Consider the following 20,869-nt stretch of genomic DNA (forward strand, 5'->3'; position numbering starts at 1 on the left):
GCTGAATTCCATGTCCGAAGCGAAAGCCGACCCGAAACGCGTTCTGCTGATCATCAGCGGAGGGATCGCCGCCTATAAGTCCCTGGAGCTGATACGCCTGTTGCGGCGGCAGGGGGTGGGTGTCCGTTGCGTCATGACAAAGGCCGCGGAGCAATTCGTTACGCCACTCAGCGTTTCCGCCCTGTCGGAGGACAAGGTCTATACCGACCTCTTCTCTTTGACCGACGAGGCGGAGATGGGTCACATCCAATTGTCGCGCAGCGCCGACCTTCTGGTGGTCGCACCGGCCACGGCGGACATCCTGGCGCGGATGGCAAACGGCAACGCGAACGACATCGCAACGACCGTGTTGCTGGCGACCGACAAGCCGGTCATGGCCGCACCCGCGATGAATGTCCGGATGTGGACCCATGCAGCGACCCGGGCGAATATCGCCACGCTGCAGCAGCGCGGCGTCGAGATGATCGGCCCGGTCGAAGGCGACATGGCCTGCGGCGAATTCGGGTTCGGGCGGATGTCCGAACCGGCCGAGATCGCGGCTGCGGTAATGGCCCGCCTGGATACGCCCGGCACACAGAAAGCCGCACAGACCGGGCCTTTGGCCGGCCGTTCGGCTATCGTTACGTCCGGCCCGACGCATGAACCGATCGACCCGGTCCGCTATATCGCCAACCGGTCTTCCGGCCGGCAGGGCCATGCCATCGCCGAGGCCTTAGCCCGGGCGGGCGCCCAGGTGACGCTGGTCGCCGGACCGACCCGGCTGGCGGATCCTGTCGGTGTCGAAACCGTTCATGTGGAAACGGCGCAACAGATGCTCGACGCCTGCCTGGCGGCACTGCCGGCGGACATCGCGGTTTGTGCGGCCGCCGTCGCCGATTGGCGGGTCAGTGGCAAAGCGGAACAGAAACTGAAAAAAGATTCGGGTGCGTTACCGACCCTGACCCTGGCCGAGAACCCGGACATCCTGGCGACCCTGTCCAGGCAGGGACCCACCCGGCCCAGGCTGGTGGTTGGTTTTGCCGCCGAAACGGAAGCGGTACTGGAGCACGCCATCGCGAAACGGAAGCGAAAGGGTTGCGATTGGATTCTGGCCAACGACGTCTCGGAAGGCACCGGAACTTTCGGCGGCGACAACAATCGCATCCATTTCATCGATCAAAACGGCCATGACGATTGGCCGGAATCGACCAAGGCCGAGGTCGCGCAAAATCTCGCCCGGAAAATTGCCGAGCATTTCGCCAAAGACTCGTCCTGACCCTCAAACCGACCCATTCTGAACTGGAATTTACCCATGTCCGACACCGCAGCGGGAACGCCAACTACGATTGAAGTCGCCGTGAAGATACTGCCCCATGGCGAGGGGCTTCCCCTGCCCGAATACAAGACCGCATTGAGCGCGGGGGCTGACCTTCTGGCCGCGGTGACCGCGGATACGGTTATCCCGGCGGGCGGGCGCGCCCTGGTCCCGACCGGTCTTTCCATCGCATTACCAATGGGTTACGAGGCACAGGTCCGTCCGCGATCCGGCCTGGCCCTGAAGAACGGCATCACCTGCCTGAACACGCCGGGCACGATCGACGCGGACTATCGCGGCGAGGTCGGCGTCATTCTGGCGAACCTGGGGGGTGAGGATTTCACGGTCGAACGGGGCATGCGGATCGCCCAGATCGTGATCGCGCCGGTCACCCAACTACAGTGGCAGATCGTTGACGACTTGTCCGAGACGGAGCGCGGATCCGGCGGCTTCGGATCGACCGGCGTCTGACGTCAAACACGGTTTCCGCATCCCCAACGCCTGTATCCTGGATGCGCGGCAGGCTCGTTAGGCGGCCCCCCTTTCCTTTCGCGGAACGATCGGAAGACGCCGGGGCACCGGCGAGGATTGGATGATCGAGGTATTCGTCGTGGCGTAGGGAATAACCTCGTCCAACAGCGCCTCAAGGTCCTCGACCGAGCGCAGATGCGCCTTGGCGAGGAAACAATCCTCACCGGTGATCCTGTCGCATTCGACGATCTCCGGCAGTGCTTGCAGAATCGTTACGACACGGGTGAGTTCCCCCGGCAGGGGCCGCACCCTGATCCACGCGGCGATCGGCAGACCCAGGGCGGCCGGATCGACCGCGATGGAGTAGCCGGTGATGACCCGGGCCTCTTCAAGACGTTTCAACCGTTCCGATACGCTGGGCGGCGACAGTCCGACACGCCGCGCCAGGTCGGCGATGCTGACCCGGGCGTTTTCGATCAAGACGTCCAGGATGGCGGCGTCGACGCCATCCAAACCTTGATCTTCGTAACGAAGGCGTTTCATAAATTACTCTTTCTTTCTATCGGTAGATTTACCCGTTATTCCTTCATAAACGCATTCATTTATAGCATAAACATTCGATACCGTCTGTCGCATTGGAACGACGGGGGTATCGATCATGGCCAGTGCCGGCTTACGATGGTTCTACACGGGTCCGGCGGAGAAGCTGCCGCCGCATGTCTTCTTCGCGGTCAGCGCCGTTTTCCACTATCTGGGGCCGTCCTTCGCGGTGCTGCTGTTTCCGGCCGTGGGCGTGCTGGGCGTCGCCTGGTTCAGGATCGCCTCGGCCGCCCTTCTTTTCGCCCCGTGGACCCGACCGTTGCGGGTATGGAACGGCGCCGACCGCCGGACCCGCCTGTTACTGGTTTCGATGGGTCTGTGCCTGGCGGCGATGAATTCGTCCTTCTATCTGGCGCTCGATCGCCTTCCGATGAGCTTGGTCGCCTCTATCGAATTCGTCGGCACCATCGCCGTCGCGGCGGCGGGACTGCGCAGCGCGCGGAACCTGGCGGCGCTGATACTGGCAGTATCCGGCGTCGTTCTGCTGATCGACGTCACCTGGTCGGACGATCCGGTCGGTTTGGCCTGGGCCTTCCTGAACGGTGCACTGTTCGTGGTCTATATCGTCCTGGCCCACAGATTGGCCCAGTCCGGCGCGGCGGGCGGCATTTCCGGCCTCGGCGCGGCGATGACGATCGCGTTCCTTGCGGTACTGCCGTTCGGGTTGGATGAGGTTCTGGCCGTGATCACCGACCCGGTTTTGATTCTGGCGAGCATCGGGGTCGGCGTTTGTTCCTCCGTCATCCCCTATATTTGCGACCAGTTGGCGATGGCGCGCCTGCCGCGGGCGAGTTTCGCCCTGTTGTTGAGCCTGCTACCGGCATCGGCGACCATAATCGGGCTGATCGTCCTGGCCCAGGTGCCGAGCATACGGGACCTGGGCGGCGTCGCGCTGGTAATGGTCGGCGTGGCCTTGCACAAACCGCCTAGACCGGCTTCGTGAAGGCCTTTCTCGCTTCCGCGACTTCCTTCCGGGTGACGCAGCCTTCCGCGTGATCGTTGATCAGGCCCATGGCCTGAATAAAGGCATAGACCGTGGTGGGACCGACGAACTTCCATCCCAATTTCTTGAGGTCTTTGGAAAGCCGCACAGATTCCGGTGATGTCGAAGCCGTCTGCGGGGTCCCGAGGGTCGCCGGGTCCGGTTCGTAACGCCAGAAGAAAGCAGCCAGCGAGCCTTCCTTTTCCACCATCTCCAGCGCGCGCCTGGCATTGTTTATCGTCGCTTCGATCTTGCCGCGGTGACGGATGATGCCCGCATCCTGCAACAGGCGGTCCACATCCTTTTCCGTGAACCGTGCGACCTTATTGAAGTCGAAACCCGCGAAGGCGGCGCGGAAATTTTCCCGCTTGTCCAGGATGGTCCGCCAACTCAGCCCCGACTGAAACCCTTCCAGGCAGATCTTTTCGAACAGTCGCCGGTCATCCCCCACGGGAAAACCCCATTCGCGGTCGTGATAATCAAAGAAATCGGGTGCCGATCCCGCCCAACGGCAGCGTGGCCGACCGTCCGGCCCATTGATCGTTTCAGTCATGTCGCATCGCTCCTCCCCCTTGCCGGCTTCCGCCTTAGGCGTTCAGAAAACTCAGCCGATCGTCGGTCCGCGCCGGGTCGATTTCCAGGATCTCCGCCTCGACGATCCCCTCGGCGACGAAGGGGTCCTGTCCGACGCGGGCCTCGATATCCGCCCGGGATTCTCCGGACGCCAGCAGGCCGCCGCCCATATTGGGCGTCAGACTGCCCACCAGCAGGAAGACACCGTCGTCGAAGCCCTTTTGGATCCAGGCCTTGTGACCGTCCATGAATTCACCGGCGCGGGCCTTCCCGGCGCCGAACTTAAGCAGAATGACGAACATGGGTTTTCCTTTCAGTGGCGCAGCGCCGGGGCCGGCGCGCGATCCGTTCCTTCGATCACGGTATCGAGCCAATGGTTCATCCGGTCGACCTCCGCGTGCAGGAAACCCTCATCTCCGACCGCCGCCACCAGGGTGGAGACACCCTGGCTGAGGGCCAGGAGATGCATGGCCAGCGCGTCGGCATCCTCCGCACGCCCAAGGCGCTCGAACTGTCTTCGCAGCCAGGTTCGAAACAGCGAGAGAACACGACAGGCGCCCGGCTGGGCGGCATGACCCAGCTTGACCAATTCGGTCGTCATCGTGCCAACCGGGCAGCCGAACCGGATGATATCGCCCTTGTTGGCGATCAATAGCTCTATGAAACAGCGGATGCGGTCGGCGGGCGTGGCGCCCGCCGACTCCCAATCGCTCAACATCGCCTCGGTCTTGCCGAGGCGGGCCTCTATCACCGCGTCCAGGATCTGATCCTTGGTCTTGAAGTGGTAATAGAAATTGCCACGAGAGATTTGCACGTCGCGCGCGATATCCGAGAAGGAGGTATGTTCGAAACCGTGCTGGTAGAACAGCCGGTCCGCCGCCTCGACGATCTGATCGCGTGTCGATTTGCTTTCCATGGCAAGGCGCCCTTGTTGCCCGCGCGGCGGTCAGGCCGCCGCCGATTGCGGATCGCTGTAAACGGGATAGTCCGTATAGCCGATTTCCGACCCCCCGTAGAATGTCGAGAAATCCACATTGTTCAACGGCAGATCCAACCGATAGCGGCGGACAAGGTCGGGATTGGCGAGGAACGGAATGCCGAAGGCGACCAAATCGGCCTGTCCACGCTCCAGCACGGCCGTGGCGGTATCCTTGTCGTAGCCGTTATTCGCGATATAGGTCCCGTCATATGCCGCGCGCAAAGTTGCATAGTCGATGGAGCGGGTCTTCTTCATCATGTCGCCTTCCAGGATGTGCAGAAAGGCGAGGCCTCGTCCGTTCAGTTGCGTGATGAAATAGGTGAAATGCCCGGCAGGATCGGAATCCGACATGTCGTTGAAGCTGTTTTCCGGGGTCAGGCGCAAGCCGATCCGGTGCGCCGGCCAGACTGTGGCGACGGCGTCGAGGATTTCATTCAACAAGCGCATGCGGTTCTCCACCGAACCGCCATAGGCGTCCGTGCGCCGGTTCGACCCGTCCCGAAGGAACTGATCGATCAGATAACCGTTCGCGCCATGGATCTCGACGCCGTCGAATCCGGCCTGCTTGGCTCTTTCCGCAGCCTGCCTGAACTGGTCAACGACGCCGGCGATTTCCGACGTTTCAAGCGCCCGCGGCGTGACATAGTCCATCATGCCCTCCGGGGTGATCGCCTGTCCTTCCGGACGGATCGCCGAGGGCGCGACCGGCGCCACTTCGCCGGGCTGCATGATGGGATGGGAAATTCGGCCGACATGCTGCAACTGGGCGAAGATCTTTCCGCCCGCGGAATGAACCGCATTGTTGACCCGCAGCCAGCCCGCGGTCTGGGCATCCGTGAACAGGTTCGGCGTCCCCGGATAGCCAACGGCCTGCGCTGAAACCGGGGAAGATTCGGCGATGATAAGACCGGCGCCGGCACGTTGGCTGTAATAGGTCGCCATTGCGGGCGTCGCCACGCCCTCGGGATCGGCCCGGTTGCGGGTCATCGGCGCCATCACCATCCGGTTGGCGAGGGTCAGGTCACCCAATTGAACTGTCTCGAAAAGGTTTGCGGGCACGGCGGCCTCCTTCACATGCTGACTCTGAATTAGGACGACTGTCCTACACACGCATTTAGGACGGCCGTCCTATTCTTTCAAGAGACAGATTTCATTTTCCCGACAGCGCGCAAAAGAGTCCCAACAACCTTTGACATCGGTATGCTGCTACCTCACATGATTTTGGAGCGAGGCCATGATGGAAGCGTTCAGGGATTTCGCCGCGGGTAATTTCGCCGGCGGCATCGGGCGGTTGGAACAGAACCCGGACTGGACCGACGGCCAGAACGACCCGACCCGGCCCTATTATCTCGGCTTCCCGGGCAATATGCCCGGTTGGGGTGAAGGGGTTCTGCTTGCGTCACTCCTGAAACGGCTTGCCGTGCCCGGCAATCGGACATTCGACGTTTTCGCCGATCCCGCACTGTGCTCGCTCCTCAGCGAGGACCCCTCCTTCAATGCAACGGCCGCCGCCGACTTTGCGACGGCGCGCGGCCAGAACGCGCGATCGCCTCTTGCGATTTTGCGCGCCGCCCTGACCGGCGACCTGCTGACCCGGCCCTTTCATCCGATCCAGATCGATGATGCCCCCAGACGCAAGAAGATCGGCATCGCCTGGGCGAGCGTCATGCGAAACGGCAACCACTTGCAGGCCAAGTCGCTGCCGTTGAACAACATGCTGCAAAGCGTCGGTTCGATGGCGAATACGGATATTCTATCCTTTCAGCGCCAAACATCCGCCGCCGAACAGGCGCAGCTGCCGGCCCCTGCCGGGATCAATCAAGTTCCCGACGCCGAGTTGAACGCGAACGATCAACTCGCCGTTGCCCGTCATATCAAGCCCCTGGACGCCATGCTGACCATTTCCACCACCACGGCGCATATCGCCGCCGCCCTGGGGAAACCGACATTCGTGGTCGCCGCCCGGCGCAACGGACCGCAATGGTTTTGGCAAGCACAAGGGGATCACGCCTTGGCATTGTATCCGACCGCAAGGGTATTCCTGGGCGACCTGCAACAGAATGCCGATTGGTGGCCCGCGCCGTTGCAGCAGGCCACGGCGGAATTGAACCAGTTGTAGGGCGAATATTGCCGCGGACCGACCCGGTGGTTTTCATTCATCAATCCACGCTCTATAAGCCCGTCTGTTCAAAAAACACGGAAAAACAAGGATACGGGTCATGCGTGCATCGGTGGGACTTATCGGCGTCGGGGCATTCGGCGAGTTCATGCTGCCCTATCTGCTGCCCCATTGCCGGATCGGCGCATACGACCCCGTCCGCGACCTGGAGCCGTTGAGCGAGCGTTGGGCCGTCGTGCCCGAACCGCTCGAGGAAGTCGCCGGCAAGGATATCGTCATCCTGGCCATGCCGGTTCAACGCATGGCGCAGGTCTGCCGGCAGATCTCGCCCTATCTGAAGCCGGGCGCCTTGGTGCTGGACGTCTGCTCGGTCAAGGAAGAGCCCATCGCCGCGATGCTGGAGAACCTGCCCGAGCATGTCGATATCGTCGGCACCCATCCGCTGTTCGGCCCGCAAACCGGTGCGAACGGCATCAGCGGCCTGCGCATCGCGCTCTGCAACGTCCGCGGCGAACGGCTGGAGTGCGTCGAGGCCTTCCTGTCCAAGGAACTGCGCCTGAAGACCATTGTCACGACGGCGGAGGAACACGACCGGCAGCTTGCCTTCGTTCAGGGACTGACCCACTTGATGTCCAAAATCGTCGTGGAAATGGACATGCCGGAACTGGATCATACGACCGAGACCTTCGACATCATGATGAAGATGGTCGAATCGGTCCGTTACGATTCCGAGGAACTGTTCCGCGCGATCGAAAACCGCAACCGCTTCGTCGGCCGGACGCGCGAACAATTCTTCGACGCGGCCAGAACGATCGAGGAACGCCTGGCCCGGCCCGGCCCGTCCGCAGAAGCGGATTGAGGATTTCGCCTCCATGGATGACTTGTCAGACGCCGACCTGGAACGCTATGCCCGCCATGTCATCCTGGATGAGATCGGCGAGGAAGGGCAGATCGCCCTGCTGCAGTCCAAGGTCTGCATCGTCGGCGCCGGCGGTTTGGGCAGCCCTGTCCTGATGTATCTGGCCGCCGCCGGGATCGGACGGATCGGCCTGGTGGATTTCGACGCGGTCGACCGCACCAATCTGCAGCGGCAGATCGCGCATACGGAAGCCAGCGTCGGGATCTCGAAGGTGGAAAGCGCGGTGGCCCGCGCCCGGGCCCTCAACCCGACTATCGCGATCGAGGCGATCGAAACCCGGCTGGACGCGGACAATGTCCAGGCGGTGATCGAACCGTATGATCTGGTGGTCGACGGGACGGATAATTACACGATCCGGGTCCTCTTGAACGACGCCTGCTATCTGGCCCGGAAACCGCTGGTCAGCGCCTCGGTCGTTCGGTTTGAAGGGCAATTATCCACCTTCAAGGCCTATGAGGGCGGGGCCTGTTATCGCTGCGTCTTCCCGGAGGCGCCGGCGGACGGCGTCGTTGCCCGCTGCGATACGGCCGGCATTCTCGGCCCCGTCGCGGGCGTGATGGGAACGCTTCAGGCGACCGAAGTGATCAAGCAGATCCTGGGCCTGGGCACAGGCATGGTCGGACGGTTGATGCTGTACGATGCGCTGGACAACGACATGCGGATGATCCGGACGCCGAAGAACCCTTCCTGTCCGCTCTGCGGCGAGACCCCGACTATTCTGCGGCCCGGGGATTGACGATGGTCTGGCTGAGCCGGATCTGACGCCGGTTCAGCATCATCCAGCGGGCGCCGAGGATCGCGCAGGAAAAGACCGAACCGATCAGCATCGCCTCGAACAATCCGACCACCCCATGCCCCATATGGATCGCCAGGACGTAGCCGAGCGGGATCTGGACGACGAAATAGGCGGCGAAATTGAGCACGGTCGGCGTCCAGGGATCCGCCGCCGCGCGGATCGCGTGGGACAGCACGATCTGGCAGCCGTCGCAGATGACGACGTAACCGACCACGACGACACAGCCGATCAGCATCGCCACCAGCGTCGGGTCATTGGTATAACTCAAGGCCACCCATTCGGGCTGGAATACAAGGACCCCCGTGAAGACCATCATCAGGGCGAAGGTCACGCCGACCCCGACCCATCCGGCCAGTTCCCGGTCCGGCAGATCGCGGCGGCCATGCGCGATGCCGACCCGGACGGACGTCGCGTTGGCCAGCCCCAGCGCCACCATGAAGACCAGCGCAGTGAGGTTCATGCCCATGCCGAAGGTCGCTGACGCATTGACGCCGAGCCAGCCAGCATAGATGTGCATCACGCCGAAACCGAGGCTTTCGAAACCGTGCGACAGACCGGTCGCATAACCGTATTTCCGTTGCGTCGAAAAGGCCTGCCACCACCCCGGCCCCAGCGGGTTTCGGATACCGAATGTCTCGTGATCCTTCAGGAACCAGCAGTATATGACCAGGAACAATGCCATGGCCGTCCGCGCGATGGAGGTTGCCAATGCCGCACCTTCGGCACCCATTTCCGGAATCGGCCCGATACCGAAGACCAGCATCGGGTTGATCGCGACATTGAGCAGATTGGCGACGCCGATGGCGATCAGTACGGGAACCGGACGGCGCAAAGACTCCAGGAAGAACGCGCAGGTAACATAGACCAGCGTCGGCACGAGGCTGAGGCTCATCATGAAGGTGACGCCCGCCGCGCCTCTTGCGAGACCCGGGTTTTGACCGGTGAACAGGAAGAAATCCTCGACCGGCAGCAACAACAGGGTGAGCGCGAGGCCGCATAACAGGGCCCAGGGCAGGGAGCGCCGCCAGATCGCGCCGCATTCCTTGAATTCACCTTCCCCAAAGGCGTGGGAGACGGTCACCATGGTTCCCATCATCAGGCCGATGCCGATGACCATGAGAATTACGAAGGGGGAGGAACCGAGCGAATAATAGGCGGTTTCGTCCGCCCCGGCCCGACCGAGATAGGCGAGGTCCACGGTCATCAGAACCAGGATACCCGCACGCGAACCGATCACAGGCATGGCGAGACGAATCAATTCGCCCAAATGGCGTTTCAACCGGCCTGCCAGCCAGTCCTGATCACCCGCTTCTTGCATTTTTTATTCGTTCCAAAATTGGCGCTTCAGCGCCTTACCCTGTGGACCCTTGATCGCACTCGTTGCGACGTTCCGCAAGCGCTAGTCGCAACGTTTTCACTAATATATTACTTATTCACTATTATTTTAAACTTGGATCACGTGCCGGGAATCATCAAACGGCTGGATGCGATGCCGTCGAACATGAATTGCACGGCCAGGGCCGCCAGCAGGACGCCGACGACGCGGGAAATGACATTCAGGCCCGTGACACCCAGGATCTTCTGGATCCAGGACGCCACCATCAGGAATACGAAGGTAAGCCCGAGATTGGCGCAAAGGGCGCCGATCACGATGCCTTTGCGGGCCCAATCCTCACCCGCATCGGCCATCAGCAGCACAGCGGCCCCCATCGCGGCGGGCCCCGCGATCAACGGCGTCGCCAGGGGAAAGACCGAGAGGTCGGCCTTGTGGCGCGCTTCCTCGGTTTCGTCCTCGGTCGTGGAGGTGCCGCCGCTCTGCTTGCCGAAGACCATGTTGATCGACACCAGCAGCAACAGGATGCCGCCTGCCGTGCGCAGGGCCGGCAAGCCGATCCCCAATTGCGCCAGCACCGCGTTGCCGCCAAAGGCGAACAGCAGCAACAGCGCGGAACCGATCGCGACCCCCCGTACCGCCATCGCCCGCGCATGGGCGGGCGTGTGCCCCGCCGTCAGCCCGGCATACATCGCCGCGACATCGACGGGGCCGATCGTCGCGAAGAAGGTAGTGAAGGCGATGAAGGCGAGTGGATCCAAGACTTGTCCCGTGATTGCGGTCAGAACATCGTATCGATGACCCGGTCGCGCGGGTTATGCCCGTCGGCGAAGGTCCGGATGTTGATGATGACCTTTTCCCCCATGGCGATACGACCCTCGATCGTCGCCGACCCCATATGCGGCAGCAGCACGGCGTTGCGTAGCTTCAGCAATTTCGGGTTCACCGCCGGTTCGTGTTCATAGACGTCCAGCCCGCAGCCCGCGATCTGTTCCTGGGTCAGCGCCTCGATCAGCGCGGCTTCGTCGATCACCTCGCCGCGGCTGGTATTGACCACATAGGCATGCGGTTTCATCAGCTGCAGACGGCGGCGGTTCAGCAGGTGGAAGGTCGCCGGCGTATGCGGGCAGTTGATGGAGATGATGTCCATATGGGCGATCATCTGGTCCAGGCTGGACCAATAGGTCGCCTCCAACTCCTCCTCCACCTGGTCGTGGACCCGGTTGCGGTTGTGATAATGGATCGACAGGCCGAACCCGCGGGCGCGCCGCGCCACCGCCTGGCCGATCCGGCCCATTCCGACGATGCCGAGGCGCTTGCCCCAAATGCGATGGCCCAGCATCCCGGTCGGGCTCCAGCCCTTCCATTCGCCCGACCGCACCAACTGCTCGCCTTCGGTCAGGCGCCGCGGCACGGCCAGGATCAGGGCCATGGTCATGTCGGCCGTGTCCTCGGTAAGGACATCCGGCGTATTCGTGACGATGATGTTCCGGCGCTTGCACGCCTGGAAATCGATATGGTCGACCCCCGTGCCGAAAGAGGCGATCAGCTTCAATTTGTCGCCGGCGGCATCGATCACTTCGCGGTCGATGCGGTCCGTCACCGTCGGCACGAGGACATCGGCTTCCTGGGCCGCGGCAATCAGTTCCTCGCGGCTCAAGGCTTCATCGTCCAGATTCAGCCGGCAGTCGAACAGTTCCATCATCCGCGTTTCGATGATGTCGGGCAATTTTCGGGTCACGATGACGCGTGGTCTCTGGCTCATCCCGCACTCACACTTTATGCATTTTCGTTAAAACGGGGTCTCACCCCGGCGCGATTCGGTTCTGTCATACCGCGCGACACGCAATTTTGCACCGTCTTTCGGCAAGACTTTCAGGCTTTCGCAAAGACTTGCGACAGTTTTGGCGCTAGGCCCTTGCCGCGCCAAGGCGACGCAGGGTATCCGATTCCATGACGTCACAAAAATCAGTGGATCGAGGAACATGAAAGCAAAACTGCTTTTGTCTTGTCTCGTCGTGGCTGGCGTCGCGGCAACGGCACCGGTCCAAGCGCAATCGGCCTCCAGCGGACAACCGATCCCCCGGTTCGTCACCCTGAACGCCGACGAGGTCAACATGCGGAGCGGACCCGGCGTCCGGTATCCGGTGGAATGGGTCTATCAGCGGCGCTACATGCCGCTGGAGGTGATCGCCGAACACGACACCTGGCGGAAAGTTCGGGACGTGGAAGGCACCGAGGGGTGGATCCATCGCGCCATGTTGTCCAGCCGGCGCGGCATCGTCGTCGCGGCGGATGAGATCATCATGCGGCGGGAACCGGACGACGACGCCCCCGTTACTGCGCGGCTGGCCGGCGGCATGGTCGCGGTGGTCGAGAAATGCGACGCGGCCTGGTGCGAGGTCAAAACCAACGGCTACGAAGGTTGGGTCGCCCGCGAGCATGTCTGGGGCCTGTACGACAGCGAAGTGATCAACTGATCTTCGTTGGGTGAGGCACGTCCGACCCACCCACGCGCAAAAAGAGAAAGGCCAGCGGGGGCGAACCCGGCCGGCCTTTTCCAAACTATCCGGATGAGGCCTAGGCCAGATCCCCGGCGAGCGCCGCGCGGGTCGTTTCCGGCATGATCGTCATATGGGCGTATTCCGGGTGGGTGAAACCGATGATGACCTGTACGCCTTCGGTCTTGAACGCGTCGGCCTGATCGTCGGTCATCGGGAAATGAATGAACTGGACACTGCTCGCCTTGCCGGCGGCGTTGGTCCGGTCGACATCCTCTTCCGGCTGGCCCTTCACTTCGAACTCGGCGAATTTCAGGAACATGGTTTCTTCCACGCCGCCCAGCCGGCCAAGGAAATTGGCGCGGCGGATCGGATCGTCGATTTCGAACATCACCGTCGCGACCAGTTCGCGGCCCTTCGGGATCAGCGGGTTGTAGGCCGCCAGTTCGTCGGCCAGCTGTTCGTCACCGCCCTTTTCGATATAGAGCATCTCATGCACCTGATGGAGCATGGTTTCATAGTTCTCGAAATAGGCCGTCGCGACCGGGCCGATATCCATCCGGCGCGCCTTCTTGATCGGCATCATCGCGGTCCGGCGCTGCTTCCGGACCTTCGTATACTCATCAATCGGCATAATGTCGGCAGCGGTAATTTCCGTCTTGATCGGCATCGCTATCATCTCCAAACCTCACGCATCCTTTAAAAATTCAGTCCATAGGCGCGGGCGAACAGCACGACGGGATGCGGCACCGTTTCCGGAAGCGGCTTGTCGCTGCCAGTCGCCTCCATACCTTGGGCGATATGCAGGCCGGCCAGCGGGCATTCGCTGGCGACGTATTTCGCCTGGCCCTTGTTCAACGCCTGCCGGAAGACCGGTTTGCCGACCTTCATGCCCACCTCGAAGAACTCCTTCTTGACGCCCCAGGCACCGCCGTGGCCGGAACAGCGCTCCACCACATGCAGCTTCGTATCGGGCACCAATTTCATCAGTTCGGCTGCCTTCTGCCCCATATTCTGCGCCCGCGCATGGCAGGCGATATGGACCGAGACGTCGCCGTCGAGCGGCTTCAACCCATCGGCCAGACCTTCCTTTTTGGCGATATCGACGATGTATTCGCTGATATCGAAAGTCGACCCGCTGAGCAGTTCTACGTCCGCATCGCCGGGCGAGATCAACGGCCACTCGAATTTCAGCATCAGCGTGCAGCTCGGCACCAGGGAGATCACGTGATAGCCTTTTTCGATATAGGGCTTCAGCGTCTTGGCGACGTTCTTCGCCTTGGTCTCGACGCGGGCGAGATCGCCCTGTTCCAACTGCGGCATGCCGCAGCATTCCGGATAAACGACCTCTACCTCGACACCGTTATGGGCCAGGATCGCCAATGCGGCGGTGCCGATTTCCGGGTTGTTGTAATTGCCGTAGCAGGTTGCGTAGATCACCGCCTTCCGGCCAAGCGCCGGCGCGGCGGTATTGACCGCGGGCGCTTCCGTCTCGGCACGCTTTTCGAAGGTCTTGCCGGCAAATTTCGGCAGGGCGGCATCCTTGTGGACGCCACCGATGCTTTCCATCAATCCGCGGGTCAATCCGTTATGCCGGTCGGTCGCCCAATTGGCGATGCCGGACAGGCTTGAGCCCAGCTTGCCGTTGCGATCGGTTTCGTTGAGCTGCGCATCCATGCCCTTGCCGATCAACCCCTTCTTCCGTTCCACGGCGCGGTAACGCAGCATCAGGTGGGGGAAGTCCAGGTTGAATTCGTGCGGCGGCACGTACGGGCATTTCGTCATGAAGCACATGTCGCAGAGCGTGCAGGCATCCACGACCGGCTTGAAATCCTTGGAATCCACGGTGTCGAGTTCACCGCTTTCCGAATCGTCGATCAAATCGAAGAGGCGCGGGAAACTGTCGCACAAATTGAAGCAGCGCCGACATCCGTGGCAGATGTCGAAAATCCGTCGAAGCTCATCATCCAGCTTCGCTTCGTCATAGAAATCGGGGTTGTTCCAATCGATGGGATGCCGTGTCGGGGCATCCAGACTGCCTTCCCGGCTGCCTTCAGTCATAGCGCACGCCTCATATCTTTAATCGTTATTAGAGACCGTGCCCGTCCGCCGCCCCGTCGCGTGGGTGCGAACGGTCACTGAACGGAAGATGTCCGGCGGCACCGTCCCGCGCCGCCGGCCACCTGCTGAATGTATTAGCCTTCCAGGGAATCCAGGGCTTTCTGGAAACGGCCGGCATGGCTCTTTTCCGCTTTCGCAAGCGTTTCGAACCAATCGGCGATTTCGTCGAAGCCTTCTTCCCGCGCCGTGCGCGCCATGCCCGGATACATATCCGTATATTCATGGGTTTCGCCGGCGATGGCCGCTTTCAGGTTGTCGGAGGTGCCACCGATCGGCTCACCGGTCGCCGGATCACCGACTTCTTCGAGAAACTCGAGGTGACCGTGCGCATGGCCGGTTTCACCTTCCGCGGTGGAACGGAAGACCGTAGCAACGTCGTTGTAGCCTTCGATATCGGCCTTCTGAGCGAAATAGAGGTAACGGCGGTTCGCCTGGCTTTCGCCGGAGAACGCTTCTTTGAGATTGTTTTCGGTTTTACTGCCTTGGAGCGACATGGAACCCTCCTTGATTTTCTCCCGGTTGCTCCGGAGGCGGACCGTACGCCCGCCAATCCGGACAAGCACCAACCCCGGGCTGTCAGTCTGGCCCGGGATCATTGGTGGCCTACAATATGGGCCCGAGGATTCCATGAGTCAAATAATTTAGAAACATTCCAAGAATGTTTCTAAGAATTTTGATCTAGATCAATTTTTTAGTCGGAAATTATCAGTCGCTATCCGACAGACGGACCACGACATCAACCCGGTCCACCTTCTTACCGTTCGGCGGAGAAGGCAGGCTCGACACTGTTACGTGACTGGCCGGGATATCGATCAACTCACCATTATCCGCGTCGTAGAAATGGTGGTGGTTGTCGATGTTGGTGTCGAAATAGGACCGGCCCGGCTCGACCACAACCTCTCTCAGAAGGCCTGCTTCCTTGAACTGATGCAGTGTATTGTAGACCGTCGCAAGTGACACTTTTGCATCCGCGGATTTCGACAATGCATAAAGATGTTCGGCGGTGACGTGCTGGTCGCCCGCATCGAACAGCAACCGCGCCAAGGCCAAGCGCTGGCGCGTCGGGCGCAGCCCGGCGTTTCGCAGTTTATCGAGGACTTTTCCGTAAGGCCTATCCATGACACACCTTTCAATGACTTTCGGGACCGAGGCCGCCGTAAACGGTTGCCGCCATCCTTATCGACCGAATCCTATCACGCTTTATCGGCGACCTTGAAATCCAAGGCCATGATCCGGAAATGGATCTGAACCGCCGTTCACGAATAGGCACGTTTATAGCTTTGCACCAGTAAAATAGCGTTTAGTTTTTAATATTTCAAATGTGCATTTAGTTTGGTATCCCCGCATTCCCCGTCTCGACCTCGTGCGTGGCGAAATTCGGCGCTGTTCGTTCGGGCGATTCTGATACACCTAGCCCATGGCTCAAACCGGCAAGACAAAAACCCGCGCAGGTAAAAAATCCGGCGCATCGAAGAAACCCGCCAAATCACGCGTGGGGCGCGGCTCCGCGCGTGATACCGGTCGGAAAAACGGCGCCGCCCGGACAAGAGCGGACGCGGCGGAAAGCCCCCGCCGACGCGGATCCCTGGTCTGGCGCATCACAAAGGCCCTGATCAGCCTGAGTATCTGGGGCGTCGTCGCCCTGACGGCCGTACTGGCCTATTACGGCTGGACGCTGCCGGATGTCACGGATATCGAAAAAGCCACACTGCGCGAGGCGGGATTCGCCGTGATCGACGCCGAGGGCGGCCTGGTCGCCCGGACCGGCAAGATCCACGGCGATCACGTCACCCTGGCCGATCTGCCGCCCTATCTGCCGAACGCGCTGATCGCCATCGAGGACCGCCGTTTCCGCGACCATCCCGGCATCGACGTCGTCGGCCTTGCGCGCGCGGCCTGGACCAATCTGCTGGCCGGCGGCGTGCGCCAGGGCGGCAGCACGCTGACCCAGCAATTGGCCAAGAACCTGTTCCTGTCGCCGGACCGAACCTTGCGGCGAAAGATACAGGAAGTGCTGCTGGCCTTCTGGTTGGAATCCAATCTGAGCAAGGATCAGATCCTGGAAATCTACCTCAACCGTGTCTATCTGGGCGCGGGCGCCTATGGGGTCGATGCCGCCGCGCGGACTTTCTTCGGCAAGCCCGCCGGCGACGTCACGCTGTTCCAGGCCGCGGTCCTGGCCGGGCTGCCCAAGGCCCCCAGCCGGTACAATCCGGTCGCCGATCCGGAACAGGCCGCGGAACGCGCCGCCATCGTGCTCAACGCCATGGCCGATAGCGGCATGCTGACCCAGGCCGAGGCGGATGCCGCGAAACGGCCGACCGTGCCGGTCGTGCGCGCGGATACCCGCGGGCGTTACGGCCGGTACTTCGCCGATTGGGCCGTCGGCCGGGCCGCCGATATCGCGGGCGGTGCGAATCGCGACCTGATCATCACCACGACGCTGGAGCCGGACCTGCAGCATCTGGCCGAAAAGACCATCGCCGATCACCTGCCCGCCATTCTTGAGGCCGGCGCTTCGCAAACCGCCCTGATCGCAATGCGGCCAGACGGTGCCGTCGTCGCCATGGTCGGCGGAACCGATTGGCAGAAGACCCAGTTCAACCGGGCGGTTCACGCCTATCGCCAGCCCGGATCGACCTTCAAGTTCTTCGCCTATCTGGCCGCCTTGGAGGCCGGCCTGACCCCGGACACGATGATCGATCCCAGGGCCGGCACGATCGGCGACTGGACACCGCGGGATTTCAGCAAGACGCCCGACGACCCGGTCACCCTGCGCGACGGTTTCGCCAAATCCCTCAACAGGGTCTCGGTCGCCGTCGGGGAAAGGGCCGGGCGCGCCAAGATCATCGACCTCGCCCATCGCCTTGGCATCACCGCCGACCTCTCCCCCGACCGGTCGCTATCGCTCGGGGTGCATGGCGTAACGCTGATCGAACTGACCGGCGCGTACGCAACCTTGCCGAATGGCGGCAATGCGGTGCTGCCCTATGGCATCAGCAGAATCGAGGAACGCGGCGGCGAGACCCTCTATGTCCGGCAGAGGCAGGAAACCGCCAAAGTGCTTGAGACGGGGGTTGCCCGAACCATGCATTCGCTGTTGGCGTCGGTGATCGAATACGGCACCGGCAGGAACGCCAGGATCGGCCGCACGGCCGGCGGCAAGTCGGGCACGTCGCAGGATTACCGCGATGGATGGTTCGTGGGCTATACGCCGGATCTGGTCGTCGGGGTGTGGATCGGCAACGATGACGGATCACCGAGCAAGAGGATCACCGGCGGCGGGTTGCCGGCGCGGATGTGGGGCGCCTTCATGACCGCGGCGACTGCGCACCTGCCCGATTCGCCGATGCCCTTTCCGGAACAGAAACTCTTCGGCGGCTTCTTTAATTTCGGCGGCACGTCATCGTCGGACGGCGGCACTGCCCCGGAACCGTCGCAACGCATCGAAACCATTCAGGAAAACAGCGGTCGGCGTTGAACGCCGCGCCCGACCCGTACCGGTTGGATATCCCGGGGTTGCCGGAGCCTTCCGCGACGCTATTGCGCGGCCCCGGCATCCTCCAGCATCTGGGCGATCCTGCGATCACGGCCATTTCGGGCGAAATCCATGACGCTGCGGCCTGAATAATCGCGGATGTCGAAATCCGGACTGGCGCTCAGAATCAATTCGACGATATCCCGGTCCCCTTCGCGAACGGCGACCAGAAGCGGCGTTTCTCCGCGCCGGTTCTGCAGATTCACATTGGCGCCCAGTGAAATCAGGGTCTCGACCGAGCCGTATCGGCCCTGGATGACCGCCCAATGCAGCGCCGTATTACCGTCCCGGTCGGTCGCCGCGAGATTGGCGTTGTTCTGGACCAGCAATTCCATCATGTCGGTGTATTCGTCCCGGGCCGCATGCATCATCAGGGTCAGCCCGTCATTATCGGCCAGGTTCGGATTCGCGCCCTTCACCAATTCGCTGCGCAAGGCGACGTAATCGCCATCCTTGACCGCCCGCAGCACCGGCGCATCGAGCCCGAGGATCGTTTGCGCGTTGGCTCCGCCGGGCACCAATACGCCACAGAGTGCAACGATTGCCAGGATACGTTTAAAAATCGCGAAATGCATTCAGGGTCCCTCCCCTTGTCCTTCACCTGTGGCGCGATCGCTCCGGCACCCAGGCACGGTCATCTCCCGCCTCGAGATTCAGCAGGGAATCGACCGGCATTCAACCCGGTATCTGCATGGATACGCCCTCGATATGGGTCAGCGGACGAAAGGCCGCAACCATTCGACGGCCCGTTCTACATCCGGGACGCTGTCTCCCGGTGGGGCCGGCGGCCTCTCGACCATCACGACAGGTATGCCCAACCGGCGCGCCGCCGCCAGCTTCGCCGCCGCCGCGGGCCCGCCGCTGTTCTTGGTCACAAGGATATCGATGCCAAGTTCACGCATCAGATCCAATTCGTCGTCCAGCGAAAACGGCCCACGGCCCTCGATGACGGTGCAGTTCTCAGGCAAGGCGTCGGGCGCGGGCGGTTCGATCATGCGCGCCCAGAGCAAAACGTCGGAGAGGCCCTTGAAGGGCGCCAGTTCCGTCGACCCTATGGTCAGAAAGGCGCGCGCCCCCAGACCGGGCAACATACCCGCGGCGGCGGCGAGGTCGGGCACCGCATGCCAGTCGTCGCCGGGCCCCGGCGTCCAGGCCGGCCGGTCGAGCCGCAAGCGCGGCACCGCGGCCGCATCACAGGCCGCGACCGCGTTCGCCGTCATGCGCGCCGCGAAAGGATGGGTCGCATCGATGACCGCTGAAATCTTCTCCGCGCGCAGATACCGGGTCAGGCCCTCCGGCCCGCCGAAACCGCCGACCCGCATCTCGCCCAACGGTAAGGTCGGCGCCTTGGTCCGCCCGGCGAGCGAGGTCACCGCGGTCAGCCCATCGCCGAATTCCGCTTTGACTGCCTTGGCCAGGGCGACGGCCTCGCCCGTGCCGCCGAGGATCAGGAGTTTGCGCATCGTCTAGTCGCGCCCCGTGAAGGCGAGCTCTTCGCCGTTACGGTCGACCACCAGAACATCCACCTCACCCCCGCCCAACGTCGCCAGGGCGACCGACCGGGCGCGCTTAGCCACCAGATCCGCTAACGGCAAACCCTGCGCCAGAGCCAGGACCTCGGCTGCCGTGTTCGCCTTTCGGGCCGCGGCGACCAGTTTCCCGCTGCCGCCCGCCGCGGCAACCAAACCGGCCAGGTCGCTGAAATCCACCTGACTGCGCGAGGAATGCAGGTCGAGCTTTCCCTGGCCCAGCTTCACCAGCTTGGCGAAGCCGCCCGCGATGGTGACGCGCTGCACCGGATGGGATTTCAAGTATTTCAGCATGCCGCCGGCGAAATCGCCCATGTCGATCAATGCCTGATCGGACAGGTCGAACTTCCGTTGCACCGCTGCCTCCGACGCATTCCCTGTCGCGCCCGCCACATGGATTAATCCCGTCGCCCGGGCGACGTCGATACCGCGATGGATCGAGTGGATCCAGGCGCTGCATGAAAACGGCACGACCACACCGGTGGTGCCAAGGATGGAAATGCCGCCCAGGATGCCGAGGCGGGGGTTCCAGGTCTTCTTGGCGATTTCCTCCCCGCCCGGAACCGAAATCGTGACCACCAGATCGAGCGCCGCATCGAATCTGTCGGCAAGATCCGCCAGATTGTCGCCGATGATCCGCCGGGGCATCGGGTTGATGGCCGGCTCCCCCGGCGGCAGCGGCAAACCGGGCTTGGTCACCGTGCCGACGCCGGGCCCGGCGCGGAAGGTGATGCCGGACCCCGGCGCGCCGCGTTCCACCCGGGCCAGGATCGTGGCGCCATGGGTCACGTCCGGGTCGTCGCCCGCATCCTTGATCACGCCGCATTCGGCAGCATCGGGGGACAGAGACCGCTCGACCGTCTCGAATTCCGGCAATTGTCCCTTCGGCAGACGGATCCCCACCCGGCCCGGAACGGCGCCGGTCAACAGCCCTTCCAAGGCAGCCTTGGCCGCCGCCGCCGCGCAGGCGCCGGTGGTCCAGCCTTTCCGCAACGGCCCATCGGGTTTTCGGGTCACCACAGCCCCATCGTGATCAGAATCGCTATCGCACCTTATAGAGACGCGCACCGCGCCGCCAAGCGTGCGAAGCGGGTCGCTTTCGGGCTAGGCGAGA

General features: G+C 62.4%; 23 protein-coding genes. 8 read left to right on the forward strand and 15 right to left on the reverse strand.

What is annotated here, in order from left to right; all coding sequences use genetic code 11:
* Nucleotides 1-10: 10 nt before the first annotated feature.
* Together coaBC and dut are read left to right on the forward strand one after the other, a co-directional pair.
* Complete coding sequence (coaBC, locus tag ACQK2G_RS20665; protein WP_425406925.1) at nucleotides 11-1,255, forward strand: bifunctional phosphopantothenoylcysteine decarboxylase/phosphopantothenate--cysteine ligase CoaBC; 1,245 nt, start codon at nucleotides 11-13, stop codon at nucleotides 1,253-1,255.
* 36 nt (nucleotides 1,256-1,291) lie between these two features.
* The gene (gene dut / locus ACQK2G_RS20670) at nucleotides 1,292-1,765 is read left to right on the forward strand and encodes a dUTP diphosphatase (RefSeq protein ID WP_425406926.1); all 474 of its coding nucleotides are present in this window, start codon (nucleotides 1,292-1,294) and stop codon (nucleotides 1,763-1,765) included.
* A 57-nt stretch (nucleotides 1,766-1,822) separates the two neighbouring features.
* Here dut and ACQK2G_RS20675 read toward each other — a convergent pair whose 3' ends face one another.
* Nucleotides 1,823-2,308, reverse strand: coding sequence for an Lrp/AsnC family transcriptional regulator (locus tag ACQK2G_RS20675; protein ID WP_425406927.1), 486 nt, complete (start codon nucleotides 2,306-2,308; stop codon nucleotides 1,823-1,825).
* A 115-nt stretch (nucleotides 2,309-2,423) separates the two neighbouring features.
* Here ACQK2G_RS20675 and ACQK2G_RS20680 point away from each other — a divergent pair, with 115 nt between their 5' ends.
* Entirely contained in the window at nucleotides 2,424-3,308 is an 885-nt protein-coding gene (locus tag ACQK2G_RS20680) for an EamA family transporter (protein ID WP_425406928.1), read from the forward strand.
* Here ACQK2G_RS20680 and ACQK2G_RS20685 read toward each other — a convergent pair.
* The 4 genes from ACQK2G_RS20685 to ACQK2G_RS20700 are packed head-to-tail and all read right to left on the reverse strand — an operon-like array spanning nucleotide 3,292 to nucleotide 5,958.
* On the reverse strand, nucleotides 3,292-3,900 hold the full coding sequence (locus ACQK2G_RS20685) for a DNA-3-methyladenine glycosylase I (RefSeq protein WP_425406929.1): 609 nt from the start codon (nucleotides 3,898-3,900) through the stop codon (nucleotides 3,292-3,294). The two genes, ACQK2G_RS20680 and ACQK2G_RS20685, sit on opposite strands and share 17 nt — an antisense overlap.
* A gap of 34 nt (nucleotides 3,901-3,934) precedes the next feature.
* Nucleotides 3,935-4,222: a YciI family protein gene (locus ACQK2G_RS20690; RefSeq protein ID WP_425406930.1), complete on the reverse strand. Its 288-nt coding sequence runs from the start codon at nucleotides 4,220-4,222 to the stop codon at nucleotides 3,935-3,937.
* Between the two features lie 11 nt (nucleotides 4,223-4,233).
* A complete protein-coding gene (locus ACQK2G_RS20695; protein ID WP_425406931.1) occupies nucleotides 4,234-4,836 on the reverse strand; it encodes a TetR/AcrR family transcriptional regulator in 603 nt (200 codons plus the stop codon).
* A gap of 30 nt (nucleotides 4,837-4,866) precedes the next feature.
* Nucleotides 4,867-5,958: an alkene reductase gene (locus ACQK2G_RS20700; protein WP_425406932.1), complete on the reverse strand. Its 1,092-nt coding sequence runs from the start codon at nucleotides 5,956-5,958 to the stop codon at nucleotides 4,867-4,869.
* Nucleotides 5,959-6,133: 175 nt separating this feature from the next.
* Between ACQK2G_RS20700 and ACQK2G_RS20705 the strand changes: the two genes are divergently transcribed.
* From ACQK2G_RS20705 to ACQK2G_RS20715, 3 genes are all read left to right on the forward strand, one after another.
* Nucleotides 6,134-7,018: a hypothetical protein gene (locus ACQK2G_RS20705; RefSeq protein WP_425406933.1), complete on the forward strand. Its 885-nt coding sequence runs from the start codon at nucleotides 6,134-6,136 to the stop codon at nucleotides 7,016-7,018.
* Between the two features lie 100 nt (nucleotides 7,019-7,118).
* Entirely contained in the window at nucleotides 7,119-7,877 is a 759-nt protein-coding gene (locus ACQK2G_RS20710; protein ID WP_425406934.1) for a prephenate dehydrogenase/arogenate dehydrogenase family protein, read from the forward strand.
* 13 nt (nucleotides 7,878-7,890) lie between these two features.
* Nucleotides 7,891-8,673, forward strand: a complete 783-nt coding sequence (locus ACQK2G_RS20715) for a HesA/MoeB/ThiF family protein (RefSeq protein ID WP_425406935.1) — start codon at nucleotides 7,891-7,893, stop codon at nucleotides 8,671-8,673.
* On the opposite strand, the gene ACQK2G_RS20720 is transcribed toward ACQK2G_RS20715, so the two are convergent.
* The 3 genes from ACQK2G_RS20720 to ACQK2G_RS20730 all read right to left on the reverse strand — a co-directional run bounded on the left by ACQK2G_RS20720 (nucleotide 8,651) and on the right by ACQK2G_RS20730 (nucleotide 11,831).
* Nucleotides 8,651-10,051 (reverse strand): MATE family efflux transporter, encoded by a 1,401-nt coding sequence (locus ACQK2G_RS20720; protein ID WP_425406936.1) that lies wholly within the window; start codon nucleotides 10,049-10,051, stop codon nucleotides 8,651-8,653. The genes ACQK2G_RS20715 and ACQK2G_RS20720 overlap by 23 nt on opposite strands.
* 137 nt (nucleotides 10,052-10,188) lie before the next feature.
* Nucleotides 10,189-10,827 carry a MarC family protein gene (locus ACQK2G_RS20725; RefSeq protein WP_425406937.1) on the reverse strand — a complete coding sequence of 213 codons (639 nt, stop codon included), beginning with the start codon at nucleotides 10,825-10,827 and terminating at the stop codon, nucleotides 10,189-10,191.
* Nucleotides 10,828-10,847: 20 nt separating this feature from the next.
* Nucleotides 10,848-11,831 carry a 2-hydroxyacid dehydrogenase gene (locus tag ACQK2G_RS20730; RefSeq protein WP_425406938.1) on the reverse strand — a complete coding sequence of 328 codons (984 nt, stop codon included), beginning with the start codon at nucleotides 11,829-11,831 and terminating at the stop codon, nucleotides 10,848-10,850.
* A gap of 220 nt (nucleotides 11,832-12,051) precedes the next feature.
* Between ACQK2G_RS20730 and ACQK2G_RS20735 the strand changes: the two genes are divergently transcribed.
* Nucleotides 12,052-12,546, forward strand: coding sequence for an SH3 domain-containing protein (locus ACQK2G_RS20735; protein WP_425406939.1), 495 nt, complete (start codon nucleotides 12,052-12,054; stop codon nucleotides 12,544-12,546).
* Nucleotides 12,547-12,646: 100 nt separating this feature from the next.
* Here ACQK2G_RS20735 and ACQK2G_RS20740 read toward each other — a convergent pair whose 3' ends face one another.
* The 4 genes from ACQK2G_RS20740 to irrA all read right to left on the reverse strand — a co-directional run bounded on the left by ACQK2G_RS20740 (nucleotide 12,647) and on the right by irrA (nucleotide 15,807).
* Nucleotides 12,647-13,237, reverse strand: coding sequence for a DUF3501 family protein (locus tag ACQK2G_RS20740; protein WP_425406940.1), 591 nt, complete (start codon nucleotides 13,235-13,237; stop codon nucleotides 12,647-12,649).
* A 29-nt stretch (nucleotides 13,238-13,266) separates the two neighbouring features.
* Complete coding sequence (locus ACQK2G_RS20745; RefSeq protein ID WP_425406941.1) at nucleotides 13,267-14,628, reverse strand: (Fe-S)-binding protein; 1,362 nt, start codon at nucleotides 14,626-14,628, stop codon at nucleotides 13,267-13,269.
* Nucleotides 14,629-14,762: 134 nt separating this feature from the next.
* Nucleotides 14,763-15,182: a rubrerythrin family protein gene (locus tag ACQK2G_RS20750; RefSeq protein WP_425406942.1), complete on the reverse strand. Its 420-nt coding sequence runs from the start codon at nucleotides 15,180-15,182 to the stop codon at nucleotides 14,763-14,765.
* Nucleotides 15,183-15,393: 211 nt separating this feature from the next.
* On the reverse strand, nucleotides 15,394-15,807 hold the full coding sequence (irrA, locus tag ACQK2G_RS20755; protein ID WP_425406943.1) for an iron response transcriptional regulator IrrA: 414 nt from the start codon (nucleotides 15,805-15,807) through the stop codon (nucleotides 15,394-15,396).
* Between the two features lie 298 nt (nucleotides 15,808-16,105).
* Here irrA and ACQK2G_RS20760 point away from each other — a divergent pair, with 298 nt between their 5' ends.
* Nucleotides 16,106-18,169 (forward strand): transglycosylase domain-containing protein, encoded by a 2,064-nt coding sequence (locus tag ACQK2G_RS20760; protein WP_425406944.1) that lies wholly within the window; start codon nucleotides 16,106-16,108, stop codon nucleotides 18,167-18,169.
* Between the two features lie 59 nt (nucleotides 18,170-18,228).
* Here ACQK2G_RS20760 and ACQK2G_RS20765 read toward each other — a convergent pair whose 3' ends face one another.
* From ACQK2G_RS20765 to ACQK2G_RS20775, 3 genes are all read right to left on the reverse strand, one after another.
* Complete coding sequence (locus ACQK2G_RS20765; RefSeq protein WP_425406945.1) at nucleotides 18,229-18,801, reverse strand: ankyrin repeat domain-containing protein; 573 nt, start codon at nucleotides 18,799-18,801, stop codon at nucleotides 18,229-18,231.
* Between the two features lie 138 nt (nucleotides 18,802-18,939).
* A complete protein-coding gene (locus ACQK2G_RS20770) occupies nucleotides 18,940-19,689 on the reverse strand; it encodes a cobalt-precorrin-6A reductase (RefSeq protein ID WP_425406946.1) in 750 nt (249 codons plus the stop codon).
* Between the two features lie 3 nt (nucleotides 19,690-19,692).
* Nucleotides 19,693-20,772 (reverse strand): cobalt-precorrin-5B (C(1))-methyltransferase, encoded by a 1,080-nt coding sequence (locus ACQK2G_RS20775; protein WP_425406947.1) that lies wholly within the window; start codon nucleotides 20,770-20,772, stop codon nucleotides 19,693-19,695.
* Nucleotides 20,773-20,869 lie beyond the last annotated feature (97 nt).

Origin of the sequence: Hwanghaeella sp., assembly GCF_965227365.1 — a bacterium.
Lineage (GTDB): Bacteria > Pseudomonadota > Alphaproteobacteria > UBA8366 > Aestuariispiraceae > Hwanghaeella.

Excerpts from the sequence above, each read along its gene's own strand:
- coaBC (WP_425406925.1), top strand. The coding sequence starts at position 11 with ATGTCCGAAGCGAAAGCCGACCCGAAACGCGTTCTGCTGATCATCAGC.
- dut (WP_425406926.1), top strand. The coding sequence starts at position 1,292 with ATGTCCGACACCGCAGCGGGAACGCCAACTACGATTGAAGTCGCCGTG.
- ACQK2G_RS20675 (WP_425406927.1), bottom strand. The coding sequence starts at position 2,308 with ATGAAACGCCTTCGTTACGAAGATCAAGGTTTGGATGGCGTCGACGCC.
- ACQK2G_RS20680 (WP_425406928.1), top strand. The coding sequence starts at position 2,424 with ATGGCCAGTGCCGGCTTACGATGGTTCTACACGGGTCCGGCGGAGAAG.
- ACQK2G_RS20685 (WP_425406929.1), bottom strand. The coding sequence starts at position 3,900 with ATGACTGAAACGATCAATGGGCCGGACGGTCGGCCACGCTGCCGTTGG.
- ACQK2G_RS20690 (WP_425406930.1), bottom strand. The coding sequence starts at position 4,222 with ATGTTCGTCATTCTGCTTAAGTTCGGCGCCGGGAAGGCCCGCGCCGGT.
- ACQK2G_RS20695 (WP_425406931.1), bottom strand. The coding sequence starts at position 4,836 with ATGGAAAGCAAATCGACACGCGATCAGATCGTCGAGGCGGCGGACCGG.
- ACQK2G_RS20705 (WP_425406933.1), top strand. The coding sequence starts at position 6,134 with ATGATGGAAGCGTTCAGGGATTTCGCCGCGGGTAATTTCGCCGGCGGC.
- ACQK2G_RS20710 (WP_425406934.1), top strand. The coding sequence starts at position 7,119 with ATGCGTGCATCGGTGGGACTTATCGGCGTCGGGGCATTCGGCGAGTTC.
- ACQK2G_RS20715 (WP_425406935.1), top strand. The coding sequence starts at position 7,891 with ATGGATGACTTGTCAGACGCCGACCTGGAACGCTATGCCCGCCATGTC.
- ACQK2G_RS20720 (WP_425406936.1), bottom strand. The coding sequence starts at position 10,051 with ATGCAAGAAGCGGGTGATCAGGACTGGCTGGCAGGCCGGTTGAAACGC.
- ACQK2G_RS20730 (WP_425406938.1), bottom strand. The coding sequence starts at position 11,831 with ATGAGCCAGAGACCACGCGTCATCGTGACCCGAAAATTGCCCGACATC.
- ACQK2G_RS20735 (WP_425406939.1), top strand. The coding sequence starts at position 12,052 with ATGAAAGCAAAACTGCTTTTGTCTTGTCTCGTCGTGGCTGGCGTCGCG.
- ACQK2G_RS20740 (WP_425406940.1), bottom strand. The coding sequence starts at position 13,237 with ATGCCGATCAAGACGGAAATTACCGCTGCCGACATTATGCCGATTGAT.
- ACQK2G_RS20745 (WP_425406941.1), bottom strand. The coding sequence starts at position 14,628 with ATGACTGAAGGCAGCCGGGAAGGCAGTCTGGATGCCCCGACACGGCAT.
- ACQK2G_RS20750 (WP_425406942.1), bottom strand. The coding sequence starts at position 15,182 with ATGTCGCTCCAAGGCAGTAAAACCGAAAACAATCTCAAAGAAGCGTTC.
- irrA (WP_425406943.1), bottom strand. The coding sequence starts at position 15,807 with ATGGATAGGCCTTACGGAAAAGTCCTCGATAAACTGCGAAACGCCGGG.
- ACQK2G_RS20760 (WP_425406944.1), top strand. The coding sequence starts at position 16,106 with ATGGCTCAAACCGGCAAGACAAAAACCCGCGCAGGTAAAAAATCCGGC.
- ACQK2G_RS20765 (WP_425406945.1), bottom strand. The coding sequence starts at position 18,801 with ATGCATTTCGCGATTTTTAAACGTATCCTGGCAATCGTTGCACTCTGT.
- ACQK2G_RS20770 (WP_425406946.1), bottom strand. The coding sequence starts at position 19,689 with ATGCGCAAACTCCTGATCCTCGGCGGCACGGGCGAGGCCGTCGCCCTG.